The organism is Lacihabitans sp. LS3-19 (assembly GCF_024343575.1).
Lineage (GTDB): Bacteria > Bacteroidota > Bacteroidia > Cytophagales > Spirosomataceae > Leadbetterella.
Genome location: NZ_RJUA01000002.1, coordinates 43497 through 57002 on the forward strand (window position 1 = coordinate 43497; position 13506 = coordinate 57002).

A 13506-nucleotide genomic window follows, 5' to 3' on the forward strand; every position below is an offset into this window, starting at 1 on the left:
TTGTTTTTTAGACGTTTACGTGTCTTTCTGAATGGTAAGAAGAACGAACCAGCGGGCCTGATTCTACATATTTTATTCCTCTACTCAATCCTTCTTCTCTATACAAAGCAAACATGTCAGGATGTATAAATTCAATAACTTCATGGTGCATCTTAGTGGGTTGAAGATATTGTCCGAGTGTAAGTATATCGCATCCATTCTCGGCTAAATGATCCATAGCCTCCAAAACCTCGTCTTTTTGTTCACCAAGGCCCAGCATAATTCCCGTTTTGGTTCTTTTGCCGTATTCTTTGGTTCTTCTTATTTGCTCCAGACTTCTCTCGTATCTTGCTTGTGGTCGAACTCTTCTATATAAACTTTTTACAGTTTCCATGTTGTGCGAAACCACTTCTTGTCCAGCCGAAATCATTCTATACAAAGCCTCCCAGTCAGACTTGGTATCTGGTATCAAAGTTTCAATGGTGGTTTTTGGAGACAATTCTTTGGTTAAAACTACGGTTTGGTACCATATTTCAGCACCTTTGTCTTTGAGCTCGTCTCTGTTTACAGAAGTAATTACTGCATGTTTTACACCCATAGTTTGAATAGCTTCAGCCACTCTTTGGGGTTCGTTCGTGTCATATTCAGGAGGTCTACCGGTTGCTACTGCACAAAAATTACAGCTTCGCGTGCAAACATTTCCAAGAATCATAAAAGTAGCAGTGCCTTCTCCCCAACATTCTCCCATATTTGGGCAGTTTCCACTTTGGCAAATCGTATGAAGCTTATTATTGTCAACTATTTCTCTAACTTTTCTATAGCTTTCTCCAATCGGAAGTTTTACTCTCAGCCAATCTGGCCTTTTCTTTCTTTCACTTGGTTCCTTTACTTCCATTCTTTTTGTTTTTTACCAATTTCTTATTTCCAAAGTACAAAGTTAGATAAAGCGTGGCAAAGGTCTGAGGATTATCTGAAAATTTGGGGGCAAGAATTTCAGGTTTTTTAGCAAAGGCTTCAAACAAAGTGCCTATTTCAACTCCTGTAACGTTGTTGTTAAAGGTTGAAATATCAATATTTGCAGCTATTTTAGCATGTAATCCTGGATTGAATTTTAGGCCTGTAAATAAATTCTGAAGAATATTTCCAGCACCAATTATATAACTTGCATTGGTTTGGATATCAGGATTATACTGTACAGTTTGTGGTGAATCACCTTTTGAGTTGGTATATTTTATGTAGTAAGGTTTTGAAAGGCCAATACTTGGTCCACCAGCTACTATTACGCTAAAACCTATACTGTTTTCATCGTCTTTTTGGAAAAAATAATACTCTCTACCATATTGAGGACGGATAGAAAAGAAATAATTTGTTTTTCCATAGACAAATTTGCTACCATAGGCACTTAAAATATTTTGCTCTCTTGGATTTTTAAGATTAATAGCTTCTACAGAAATATACCTATTGACAGGATTATTTTTTCTTTTAGAAACTGGAAATGAATTCCTTAATATTACCCCTCCTAAAAGACTTGAATAATTGTTTGTTGTTAGGCCATAAGATAGCGTTTTGGTATCTATGCCTGAATCATCGTCACCGTTTTGTGCAAAAACAATAAATGGCAGTATAAATGCACATATTATTAAAATTAATTTTTTATTCCACATTCCTTTCAAATTATACAATAAGTAAATATAGATTAATATTTTTAATTCAATACGCTAAAAATATGGTTTTTTTTAATTTTTTGAATTTCGGTAAAAAATAAAAAGTATACACCTTAAAAACCTTAAAAGCGTTTTAGGTTTTCTTTATTTTCATAATAATAACGCAAAATGATGTAATTATGTTCTAAGTTTTTTTGTCAAAAAGAAATAAAATAAAAGCAAAAATTTTTGTTTTTTCAAAAAAAATATAAAATTCGTATCATTATTCACCCACAACAAACGGGATTCGAAGAAGTCTGAGTACTTTTGGTTGCAACCGTGGCTTTGCTGATGCAATTTGTTCGATTTAAGCAAGCTGTTTAAAGTTTTTCCTTTAGTTTTTTAAAATATATTCCAGTTGCGATAAATATAACTGCGATTATGATATAAAATGCGGAAACTTTTATTTTTGCTCCATCTGAGAATAAGTTTTGAATAAAAATCACCACCATTATCATTACCATAATTCCTGCGGATACAAAAAGTCCTAAGGCGAGCTTGTTTACTATATCTTTCATTTTTCAAAATTAGACATTCTTTAGGATTTTTTTTGAAAATTGCTTTAATAGCATAATAAATTTCTTAATTAAAAGAAGATTTTGGAAATTGCATTTTCTTTAAATAAAAGAGTAAATATGTCTAGAATAGAATCTTTCAAAGAACAATTATCAACAGGATATACATTTAAGGGTGACTCCATTGTATTAGGTGCCGCCAAATTAGACGGTGAGGTCGTGCCTGGGACTCAGGTTAAAATTCCACTTAAAACAATGAATAGGCATGGCCTAATTGCTGGAGCGACAGGTACTGGTAAAACCAAAAGTTTGCAAGTATTAGCAGAATCTCTAAGTGATGCGAGCGTTCCGGTACTTTTGATGGACATCAAAGGTGATTTAAGTGGAATAGCCATGCCAGGTGAGGCAAAGCCTTTTATTATAGAGCGGACTGATGCTGCAGGAATTGATTATACGCCAAATGGATTTCCAGTAGAAATGCTAACGCTTAGTGATGAAAAAGGCACAAGGTTGAGAGCTACAACTTCAGAATTCGGACCCATACTTTTATCGAAAATTTTAGGATTAAATGATACACAAGAAGGAATTGTTTCAGTGATATTTAAATATTGCGATGACAATGCTTTGCCTTTATTGGATCTTAAAGATTTTATTAAAGTTATTCAGTTTTTAAGTGAAGAAGGTAAAGCTGAGTTTGAAACTAGTTACGGTAAAATGTCGAGTACTTCATTAGGCACTATCATGCGTAAAGTAATAGAATTGCAACAACAAGGTGCAGATGAGTTTTTTGGCGAAACCTCATTCGATGTGGATGATTTGATGCGAATTGACAATCAAGGACGTGGCATGATATCTATTTTGAGGGTGATGGACTTAATGGACAGACCAAAACTTTTTTCAACCTTTATGTTGAGCTTATTAGCTGAACTTTATGCCTCTCTTCCTGAGGCGGGTGATGAAGATAGACCTAAACTTGTAATATTTATAGATGAAGCTCATTTGGTATTTCAAGAAGCATCAAAAGCTCTTTTAAATCAAATAGAGACCATTATTAAACTTATACGTTCGAAAGGTGTAGGGATTTATTTTTGTACTCAGAATCCTCAAGATGTACCTTCTGGTGTACTGTCACAGTTAGGTTTAAAGGTTCAGCATGCACTTAGAGCCTTTACAGCAAACGATAGAAAAACCATAAAGGAAGCCGCCGGGAACTACCCTGAAACAGATTTCTACAAAACAGAAGATGTGTTGACATCTATGGGAATAGGGGAGGCTTTGGTGACTTGTTTAAACGAAAAGGGTATTCCGACACCACTTGCCGTTACCTATATGTGCCCTCCTAGAAGTAGAATGGATGTGCTAACAGATTCGGAAATAGACGATTTGGTGGCAAAGTCTAAAATAGCAAAAAAATACAATGAGGTTGTAGACAGAGAAAGTGCTTACGAATTATTGAATAAAAAGCTGGAAGTAGCTGATCAAACTGAGCCTGAAGTGAAAGCTTCTACCAAAAAGGAGAAATCTACTTTAGAAACAATTCTTTCAAGTTCTGTGACAAGGCAAATTGGTAGAACAGCTGCTAATATTATAACTAGATCCCTTTTGGGAGCTTTGGGTGTAAGTAGTACTACTAGAAAAAAGAAAACTAGCTGGTTTTAATAAAAATATAAAATGGTAATCGGAATTGGTGGGCCGAGCAGGTCGGGGAAAAGTACTTTAGCCAATCTATTGGTGACCTATTTCAGACGAAATGGGAAAAAAGCTATAATATTTCACCAAGACGATTTTGTGTTTCCTGAAACCCAAATTCCGAAAATTAAAGATAAAACAGACTGGGAATCGCCGCTTTCGATAGATCACGATTTGTTGTTAGAAGTGATTAGCGATTTCAGAGGAAGATTTGATGTGGTGATTGTAGAAGGCTTTTTTGCTTTCTACGATCCACGCATCAATCAGGTTTTTGATAAAAGAATTTTTATTAAAATATCCAAACGCACTTTTATTATACGAAAAGCCATGGACTCTCGCTGGGGCTACATACCCACATGGTACATAGATCACATTTGGAAATCCTATCTAAAACTCGGTAAACCCTCTGCAATCAAAAGCGATTATCTAGTAGCCTCTGGTGAAGACGAATTTGACATGAAAAAGATTTTGGGGTATTTGGGTGGGTGAACGGGAGTATTATTTTGTCATTTTTTTTCTTTCGCATTAAAGTAGAAATTTTCTTAATTTAAGAATTGATATTTAAAATGGCTTGATATATATCAATTATCAAATTTTTTATGTAACAAAACCAAGTAACTAATTTCTTAGTTTAGGTTGCAGAATTAAATTTCTTTGTTTAGGTTTGAGTATCCATTTTTAAAATTCTCAACCTTAAACCAACAAAAAATACAATGCTTTGGAAATACACAGAACGTTTAAGTCAAATAAACTTCCTAATAAAACAAAAGGCTACTGGATGCCCGAAAGAGTTTGCAAAAAAACTCGGTATAACCGAAAGAGCATGGTACAAATGGCGAGATTCGCTGGTCAATGATTTAGGACTGCCTATTGAATACTGCCCCATTAATCGTACTTATTTTTATAAAGAAGAAGGGACTTTTGAAATGGGTTTCAGAAAATTATCCGATACCCAAAAGTCTAATATTTCTGGCGGAAATATTTTTTCAAACTTTTTTGCCCACTGCACTTTTAGTTCAGTGAGTCACTTTAGCTTTGCTTCACCTTACGATATTGTGAGGCGTTACTAAAATTTATTTTTACGATGAAAAGAATTGATACTCCTCAAAAACAAGAAATTGTTGGAGGTTATGATGTTATGATGTGTTCAGTGTTAGGGGTGCTTGTGGGGCCTTTATCTCATACCCTCACCACGGGTCAATGGTTTTGGGCAACTGAAATGTACGCTTATAACTGTGTATTGTAAGGTAAGAATTTTTCTATGAGACGTTTAATTAAACTTTTGATTTTAAGTCTTTTCTTTTTTCATACGTACTCAGCTATTTGTCAGGGTACGTATGATATTATTGAGGACTATCTAAGGGTAATTGGAGGAAAGGAAAATATTGATTCTATAAAATCATATCATCAAAGTTTGGTTTTATCATCCAATGGGCAAGAATTTTTAATTGAGAAATATTTTGAAAGACCTTTTAAATTTAAAGATATCATCCTAAATCATGAGCGTGATACTCTCGCTTACTATTCTTTCGATGGCCAAAGTTTAAAGTCCAATCGACAAGATTTTTTAAAATTAAGCTCCAGCCCTTATTTAAAAATTATTAAGGAGAAAAGGTTCGGACTTCTAAATCGTATTTTTTATTTCTCAAATTTTACTTCGCTTAAGGATCAAGAAGTAGATGGAATTTCGTGTAATGTACTTAAGAGCGAAAGCGATGGTGTTGATTTTCTTTTTTATTTTGACAAAGAAACAAAATTTCTTTTAAAAGAGGAAGATTGGTATGAAGGAAAACTTATTAATTTTCATGAATATCTCGATTATAAAAAATTTGGAAATATGGTTTATCCAACTGAAATTCGTAGTACCACTGTTCAATCAAAGTTGACTGAAAGAACATTAAGAATTGAGTTTAACAAAAATTATGAAGACTCTTTTTTTAGGGGAAAATAATTCTTCGAATATTTGGTTTTCCAAACAAATAACTATATGAAGAAATATCTTATTGTTGTAAATTTAAGTATTTTAACGATAACTACTTTCATTTTCTCAAAAGAGTTTATTACCAATGAAATTCTAGTAAATTTTTACTCCTCGCAATTGCCTTATGCTCAAATAGAAACAATTATCAGTAAACAGCAGAAGTACGAATGGGTGGGTTATCTATTCATTCCCATCATTTACTTACTCAAAATTTCGCTTATTTCACTCTGCCTTTATACAGGTATTTTACTATCTAACGTCAAAACCCTAAGTTTCTCAAAGATATTCTCAGCAGTTGTCTTAGCTGATATCCTATTTCTTATACCGGGCGTCATAAAAATCTTCTGGTTTTCTTTTCAGCCTGATTACACGCTCGAAGATTTGCAATACTTTATGCCAGGCTCTCTGCTTAATTTATTTAATCCAAAAGAAATAGAGCCTTGGTTGGTTTATCCACTCCAGTCCATCAATATTTGGGAGGTGGCCTTTTGGTTTGCTCTCGCTTATGAACTCAAAGAATATTTTCAGGAGGACTATACAAAATCCTTTTCTACTGTTATGGTGTCCTATGGTTCTGGATTTTTGATTTGGGTTGTTTTTGTAGTATTTCTTACCCTCAATTTTTCATGAAAGATATTTTAAAAATACTCATTCCATTAGTCATCATTGCGTGTTTATTGGTACTTGTTTTCAAGATACGGTCACAGCTCAAACAGAAAAAAGAAATTGCGACCACCACTGCAAGCCTCCCGCTGTTTGAATATACCACTGTGGCTGGCATAAAATCACGAAATAATCCTGATAGCCCAAAAACGAAACTAATATTCTTCTTTAATACTGAATGCGAACACTGCCAAGCCGAGGCTCAGCTGCTAGCGGAGAATTCTAAAAGTCTTGAGCTTGCAGAGGTTTACTTTCTGTCCAATGAAGACTTTTCTGTTATTCAAAACTTTTCAGACAAGTATTTTAAAAACGTACCGTCTTTTACGGTAGCTAAGGTAGATGTCGGCGTATCGGCCAAAGTTTTTGGCGTAAATACCTATCCTTTTGTTTTTATCTACTCAAAAGACAACCAACTACTTAAGACTTTTAAAGGCGAAGTAAAACTAGAAGCCCTCACAAAATATGTCAAACAATAACCTCAAGAAAATCCATACCTTACAGCACGACCAAACAGACTGCGGAGTAGCTTGTTTGAAGTCTATTCTGCGGTATTACGGGGGAGATGCTACCCTCGAAAAACTCAGAGACCTAAGTGGAACTTCCGTGCAAGGCACTAGTTTGTTAGGTTTACAACAGGCCGCTGAGGGCTATAATCTAGAGGCTGAGGCGTTTGAAGTTGAAGTTTTGGACGAATTCAAAACAGAGGCTACTTTTCCTTGTATTCTGCATGTTTTGATAGACGAAAAGCTGGAACATTATGTGGTTTGCTATAAAATCCCCACTTCAGACCAGGGATATTTGATAGGTGATCCTGCTAAAGGTATAGAGGAATGGACAGAAACTGAGCTATTGCAAAGATGGAAAACCAGAGCCATGCTGAATTTAAAGCCTAAGGAAGGTTTTGAAAAAATAGTCAAAACAACAAATAGAAAATGGAACTGGTTTAAAGATCTGATTCGTGAAGATATGCCCATTCTTGGCATATCGGGTCTTATGGGTATGGTTATAGCAGTTTTGAGTTTGAGTACTGCTTATTTTAGTCAAAAATTGATAGACGATTTTCTACCTAACAACAAGACCAGTAAGCTTCTCCTGGGTTTGGGACTTTTGTTTTTTATATTGTTGTCCAAAAGTGGCCTCGGTTATATTCGTACTTTGCTATTACTTCGCCAAAGCAAAGATTTTAATAGCAGGGTGGCCAATTCGTTTTATAAAAATCTCATGTATCTGCCAAAAGCTTTTTTTGATAATAGAAAAACGGGTGATTTGATTGCCAGAATGAACGACACACGGCGGATTCAAACTACGATAATACAACTAACAGGTGTCGTTTTTATAGATATTTTTGTGGTTGTTATTTCACTAGTTTTCGTATTTATGTATTCTTGGGTACTGGGCATGATTTGTCTTATGAGTTTGCCTTTGTTTGGCTTGTTGGTCTATTTATACAACAAACCTATTGCCGAAAAACAAAAAGAAGTAATGGCTAATTATGCTCGAAACGAAAGCAATTACATAGATACAATCAATGGCATTGGCGTCATAAAAGCTTACAACAAAGAAGGTTTTTTCTCTCATATTACGCAATTCACGTATGGGCTGTTTCAAGATAGTATATTGAACTTGGGTAAATTAGGTAACAAATACAACACTTTTGGAGACGTGCTTAACACTTTATTATTGGTTAGCTTAATGGGTTTGGCGTCATGGATGGTTATTGAAAAAAAGTTGAAACTTGGTGAAATGATGGCCGTAATAACCATTGCAATCGGAATAATTGCTTCAGTGGCCAGATTGGCAAATATAAATATCCAGATACAAGAAGCCAAGGTCGCATTTAATAGAATGTTTGAGTTTACCGATTTACAGCCTGAAAAATTGATAGAGCCTGCTGATTATAAGAAGATGAGTGAGTTTGAAATTGGGGGGGGGTAAATGTTTGATTATCAGTGATTTAAATTTCAGATTTGCTGGTAGGAGCGAATTGCTAAGGAATGTCAACCTTATGATGGAAAAGGGTAAAGTAACCGCACTTTTGGGTGAGATAGGTAGCGGAAAAAGTATATTACTGAGTATTCTACAGCGTTTTTATAGTATTGAAAAAGGTGAGGTTTTACTTGATGGATGTAGTATTTATGACATTCCTTTATCTGGCTGGCGTGGTAGATTGGGCGTGGTAGAGCAAGACATCAAAATATTCAATGGTTTTCTACTTGAAAACATTGTCCTCGGCAACTTGGCTGAGGAAGCCAATAAAGCCATTACTTTTTGTAAAGAATATGGTTTTGATACTTATTTCTCTAAAATGCCGCAGGGTTACATGACCATAGTCGGGGAGGAAGGCATTAATCTTTCAGGTGGACAAAAGCAACTGATAGCATTGGCTCGGGCACTATATAAAAATCCAGAAATTCTGCTTTTAGACGAACCTACCGCTGCAATGGACAAAAAAACTGAAAGCTTTGTAATGAATTTATTAATGAAAATAAAAGCTGAGAAAATGATACTTTTGGTTAGCCATAGAGATTCGATTGAGGTATTTGCAGATAGAATTTTTGTGTTAGAAAAAGGTAATACTCTTGAAAGGCATTTGGTTTGATTTTTCAATTTTGTATAAGTTAATAATCAAAACTGATTATCTGGTAGCCTCTGGTGAAGACGAATTCAACATGAAAAAGATTTTGGGGTATTTGGGTGGGTGATTATAATCCTCCAAAGAAAAATAGAATCCTCTGTACCCAAAATAAAACTTTTGTAGCGTATTTTGATGCTGCTTTGCTTGGGTCTTTGGCTGCTATACTGTTATTAATGATGTTTAAATCCATCCAATTGATGTTTTCAGGATCTAATTGAACGTATTTTATTCGTTTCTTAAACTTAAATTTTTTAGTTCTTTCCGTTCCTGACCAATCGAGCGTCGTGAATTTATTATCATCAAATACGACTTTTATTTGTGTAGGAAAGGTCATTTCGCCTAAGCGATTTACCACAAAACTACCAACGGGGGCTTGCTTACGAGGAGCGTTTGCCAATTCTTCAACAGCGTAATCGCAATCTGGAGATTCAAACAATACTTGTTTAAAAAACCAATTTATGTCTTTGTATTTCGTATATTTTGAAGCTATCTCGTTTGCTACATTAACAAAGTCCTGAGGTTGAGGATGTTTGAATTTCCACCTTGCAAAATAAGTTTGCATGATTTTATCCATGTTGTTTTGACCAACTAACCCTTCCAAGGTCTTTAGCCATGTGGCGGTTTTTTGATATGTTAAAACTCCATAAGTTCCGCCAGGATAGCTCCATGCATTTCGTCTGATTTCTGACACTTTCGGATTGTCCATACTTACATAACCTTGTCTTGAAGAAGCCATGTCATGCAGTTTGAAACCAAAAATATTCGCTTGAATTCCATCATAATATTTCTGCATGATTTTACCTTCGAAATATTGCGTAAAGCCTTCGTCCATCCAAGAGTTTTCAAACTCGTTGCTGGCTACCATGCCCTGAAAATACTGATGAACAAACTCATGAATAGTTACAACTTCCTGAAATTTCCCCCATCGGCCTACTCCCCAATAACTTCCACAAGTGATAAGCGTTGGGTATTCCATGCCACCTGAGCCTGAACCCGATAAAGTTGGATCAATCAATGAAAGCGTGCTATGCGGGTACTTGCCAACATTTTTCTCCATGTAATCTATAGCAAATTTAGCTGACTCAAAATACCGATCGGCTTTGTCAAAATGCTCAGGCTGCATATAAGCCATTATTTTTATGCCCTTATATTCTTCTTCTAGATATTTATAATGTGGTGAGGCTGTCCAAGCAAAGTCATGAACGTCAGTGGCAGAAAATTGATATGTTTTGGTTTGGTTTTTATTGTTTATTTCGGATTTTTTCTCACCGGAGCCAGCCACAATAAAGTCTTTCGGCACGGTAATGTTGACATTGTAAACACCAAAATCAGAGAAAAACTCTGTGTGGGCATGAAACTGGTGACAATTCCATTTTCCATTTTCTTCTAAAACTCCAATTTTGGGAAACCACTGACCAACAAAAAAATAATCATCTGCTGCCCAACCAGTCCTTGCAAATATTTTAGGCAATTTGGACTTGAAACTCATGTCTAAAACTATGGTTTCTCCAGGTTTTACAGCCTTATTTAATTTAACTTTAAATACAGTTTTGTCGTATCGGTTCCAATCGTCTGGTTGAAAAAACTCAATTTTAGAGTATAGATTTTCTCCGTTTCTGATTTTGAAAGTACTCAAATATATATTTCCAAAATTGGTAATTTTACTAGTATCCATTCTATCAGCTCTTAGCTGACCGCCAGATTCTTTGAAGAATGTAGAATTTTCATCCTTAAAGGCATTGAGATACATGTGAAACTGTAATTCACTGACAGAAGTAGATGTGCTATTGGTCCATGTTATTGTTTGAGAGCCTAACAGTGTTTTTGTTTTCGGGTCAAGACTGACTTTTATGTCATAATTAGCAATCCTGTTCCTTTTTATGTTATTGGCAAAAGAGTTGGTTATAATAAGGAAAAAGAGTAAAAATTTAAATTTCATTCAAACGAAGTATTGTTATATTTTAGGAATATTTTTTTAAATGATATAAGGTTAATCTTTATTAAAATCTTTAATTATGTTTTTTGTAACACTAACAAGAACCAAATGGAATTTATATTTAATGTAACTTAATGCTTAGGGCAATCACAATACCTTTTTCCTTGGATTAATTTTTTTAATCTATGTTTTTTTACCTTATATCTACCTTGCTTGTTTTTTCGTGGCTTATCCACTTTTTGCATATTTTGCTTTACTAAATTCTCGTTTGCAAAGTTTTCAAAAGGAACTAATAAAATAAGGAACAAAATTATTTTTAAATACATAAGTCTAATTGCTTTTCTATTTCAACGTAGAATCCTAGTTTATAGTTTATCCAAAGATACTAAAGTATATGCTGAAGGTTTGCCTTTAAAGTGAATTTTAGTATTTTCCCAAACATAATTAAATAAATCAGAATTTCTATAATTTTCAAGATCTTCTTCGGAATTCCAATGAGAATGTGTCATTATCACAGATGGATTTTCTTTTTCTTGTAAAAACTCAACCATTTTACAGCCTGGAAAATTTCTGATTTTCTGCTTGTTTGGTTCCAAGAAATCAAAAAAAGTTTTAAGCTCTTCTTCTTTAAAAGTCATTTTTACTATTCTTACAATCATATCAAAAAAGGCTTAGTTGTTCTTGGATTTCAATAATTTGTGGTTTGTTTACCCCTTCAGAATTATGGTTTTTGCCTGATATTATGTTCCCTATGGTATAAGCTTTCATTAGTTTTTCATCAAAAGGTTTTTGTAAAATTTCGTTTTGAATTTCATTGTTCATCCAAGCATTTTCATGCTCTGGCGAAAGGATTACTGGCATTCGTTTTTTAGTATTATGAATTTTTTCCATTAGTGGATTTGCCTCAGTTGTTAATATGGAAAAGGTGTTTCGAAGTAACCCTTTTTCATCAACCCAAGTGTCATAAATTCCTGCCAAAGAAAATATCGGGCTTTCAGGCAAATATATAAAGTAAGGGATTTTCTTGCTGCCTATAGTTTGCCATTCATAAAAACCTGTGGAAGGAACTATGCAACGTTTTGTATTTTTAAAAGATGCTTTCTCATTAATAGTTTCTATTCTAGCGTTTAATGTTTTGGTTTTAATTTCATTGGCGTCTTGAGGTGATTTTACCCAGTTTGGTATTAATCCCCAATTCATAGTTTCTATTTCCTGATAAAATGAGCTAACAATAGGCCAAACCAAAAACTCAAATGCATTCGCATGAAAAATTGGATTAAAAGTTGCAGATTCTTTTAGTTTTTTATTGTATTTCTTCTCTAGACTTTGTTTGTCAGTATTTATAGAGTTATGAAAACACATTTTTAACTTTTTTTAAGACCTAAAAATAAGTGATGTGCAAAAAAGATGCAACCTTCGTGAAAAATATTTGTCTATAGAACATTAATAATTAAAATAATAAGATGAAAAAAATAGTATTCTTGAGCTTTGCCTCATTTATGTTTTTTGGAGCTATAGCTCAGAAAGAAGTTAGAAAAGAGATAATAACTGAGGTTATTGATTCTGATAAACCCGGAAAAAAGATGGTGAGAATCGAAAAAAACATCAACGGGAAAGTCGAAGTGACCGAAAAAGAGATTGATGTGAAAGATGGTGATACCAATGTGATGATTTTGGATGAACAATTAGACACTGTAATTGTGGATCAAAAGGGTGGGAAAAGAGCTAAAGTGATTATTAAAAGTGGTGATGATGAGGATTTTGAATGGTACGAAGAAGGCAATGATATGGATAGTGGAGATAGGCATGTGAGAATAAGAAAGTCATTTCCAAACAATAGGGTGCAAGAGTTTAATTTTGAAATGGATAGGTTATCTGACCATTTGGCAGAGATTCCCTATCGAATGAGAACGGTGAAGCCGTATTTTTTTGATGACAAAGTTAAAAATGCATTTGAACCTTCTACTGTCCGAGGACTTGATGTATTCACAAATAAGCCTGAAACCAATGTGCTGAATATTAGATTTTTTGCACCTAAAGCTGGTGATGTAAATATTACAGTTTTAGATTTACAAGGAAATGTAAAAGCCAAAGAAGAAGCAAAAAACTTTGAAGGAGAATATGTAGGTCAAGTAAAATTAAATAAAAACCTTAAAGGAACATTTTTTGTGATTGTTTCACAAGGAGAAGATGGAGTAACACGTAAAGTGAAGATTGACTGATTTATTGTTATATACTAGAAACCTCATTTGTGTAAGCATTTGAGGTTTTTTTTTTGGAATAGATTTTATTTATTGAATATTTTATCTATATAATAATTATTAATTATTTTGAATTTACTGGAAATTTAATAATTATTATTTTGATAATACTTACTGTATGATTTGTAATTATAATTAGTTTTA

The 13506-nt window shown here is 34.0% G+C and carries 16 protein-coding genes; 10 read left to right on the top strand and 6 right to left on the bottom strand.

All coding sequences use genetic code 11. The features are described from left to right. Nucleotides 1–7: 7 nt before the first annotated feature. The 3 genes from lipA to EGI22_RS02580 all read right to left on the bottom strand — a co-directional run bounded on the left by lipA (nt 8) and on the right by EGI22_RS02580 (nt 2200). Nucleotides 8–874, bottom strand: a complete 867-nt coding sequence (gene lipA, locus EGI22_RS02570; RefSeq protein WP_255066131.1) for a lipoyl synthase — start codon at nt 872–874, stop codon at nt 8–10. After that, nucleotides 852–1643, bottom strand: coding sequence for a hypothetical protein (locus tag EGI22_RS02575; protein WP_255066133.1), 792 nt, complete (start codon nt 1641–1643; stop codon nt 852–854). The genes lipA and EGI22_RS02575 overlap by 23 nt, the downstream gene beginning before the upstream one ends. Nucleotides 1644–2002: 359 nt before the next feature. Then, a complete protein-coding gene (locus tag EGI22_RS02580) occupies nt 2003–2200 on the bottom strand; it encodes a hypothetical protein (RefSeq protein ID WP_255066134.1) in 198 nt (65 codons plus the stop codon). 117 nt (nt 2201–2317) lie between these two features. Between EGI22_RS02580 and EGI22_RS02585 the strand changes: the two genes are divergently transcribed. From EGI22_RS02585 to EGI22_RS02625, 9 genes are all read left to right on the top strand, one after another. Next, complete coding sequence (locus EGI22_RS02585) at nt 2318–3856, top strand: helicase HerA-like domain-containing protein (RefSeq protein ID WP_255066136.1); 1539 nt, start codon at nt 2318–2320, stop codon at nt 3854–3856. 12 nt (nt 3857–3868) lie between these two features. Beyond that, nucleotides 3869–4375, top strand: a complete 507-nt coding sequence (locus tag EGI22_RS02590) for a uridine kinase (protein ID WP_255066137.1) — start codon at nt 3869–3871, stop codon at nt 4373–4375. A gap of 224 nt (nt 4376–4599) precedes the next feature. After that, on the top strand, nt 4600–4956 hold the full coding sequence (locus tag EGI22_RS02595; RefSeq protein ID WP_255066138.1) for a hypothetical protein: 357 nt from the start codon (nt 4600–4602) through the stop codon (nt 4954–4956). A 14-nt stretch (nt 4957–4970) separates the two neighbouring features. After that, the gene (locus tag EGI22_RS02600) at nt 4971–5132 is read left to right on the top strand and encodes a hypothetical protein (RefSeq protein ID WP_255066140.1); all 162 of its coding nucleotides are present in this window, start codon (nt 4971–4973) and stop codon (nt 5130–5132) included. Between the two features lie 15 nt (nt 5133–5147). Beyond that, nucleotides 5148–5837 carry an outer membrane lipoprotein-sorting protein gene (locus tag EGI22_RS02605; RefSeq protein ID WP_255066142.1) on the top strand — a complete coding sequence of 230 codons (690 nt, stop codon included), beginning with the start codon at nt 5148–5150 and terminating at the stop codon, nt 5835–5837. 36 nt (nt 5838–5873) lie between these two features. Further along, nucleotides 5874–6497, top strand: coding sequence for a hypothetical protein (locus EGI22_RS02610; RefSeq protein ID WP_255066143.1), 624 nt, complete (start codon nt 5874–5876; stop codon nt 6495–6497). Nucleotides 6498–6544: 47 nt separating this feature from the next. Further along, a complete protein-coding gene (locus tag EGI22_RS02615; protein WP_255066145.1) occupies nt 6545–7006 on the top strand; it encodes a protein disulfide isomerase family protein in 462 nt (153 codons plus the stop codon). Then, nucleotides 6993–8465, top strand: a complete 1473-nt coding sequence (locus EGI22_RS02620) for an ABC transporter transmembrane domain-containing protein (protein ID WP_255066147.1) — start codon at nt 6993–6995, stop codon at nt 8463–8465. The genes EGI22_RS02615 and EGI22_RS02620 overlap by 14 nt, the downstream gene beginning before the upstream one ends. Next, on the top strand, nt 8440–9129 hold the full coding sequence (locus EGI22_RS02625; protein ID WP_255066150.1) for an ATP-binding cassette domain-containing protein: 690 nt from the start codon (nt 8440–8442) through the stop codon (nt 9127–9129). The genes EGI22_RS02620 and EGI22_RS02625 overlap by 26 nt, the downstream gene beginning before the upstream one ends. A 103-nt stretch (nt 9130–9232) precedes the next feature. Here EGI22_RS02625 and EGI22_RS02630 read toward each other — a convergent pair whose 3' ends face one another. The 3 genes from EGI22_RS02630 to EGI22_RS02640 form a co-directional block, all read right to left on the bottom strand. Further along, nucleotides 9233–11104, bottom strand: coding sequence for a M1 family metallopeptidase (locus EGI22_RS02630; protein ID WP_255066151.1), 1872 nt, complete (start codon nt 11102–11104; stop codon nt 9233–9235). Nucleotides 11105–11466: 362 nt separating this feature from the next. Continuing rightward, nucleotides 11467–11760, bottom strand: a complete 294-nt coding sequence (locus EGI22_RS02635) for a putative quinol monooxygenase (protein WP_255066152.1) — start codon at nt 11758–11760, stop codon at nt 11467–11469. A 1-nt stretch (nt 11761) separates the two neighbouring features. After that, entirely contained in the window at nt 11762–12463 is a 702-nt protein-coding gene (locus tag EGI22_RS02640) for an SOS response-associated peptidase (protein ID WP_255066154.1), read from the bottom strand. Between the two features lie 101 nt (nt 12464–12564). Here EGI22_RS02640 and EGI22_RS02645 point away from each other — a divergent pair, with 101 nt between their 5' ends. Continuing rightward, entirely contained in the window at nt 12565–13323 is a 759-nt protein-coding gene (locus EGI22_RS02645) for a hypothetical protein (RefSeq protein WP_255066155.1), read from the top strand. The last annotated feature ends 183 nt before the right edge of the window (nt 13324–13506 follow it).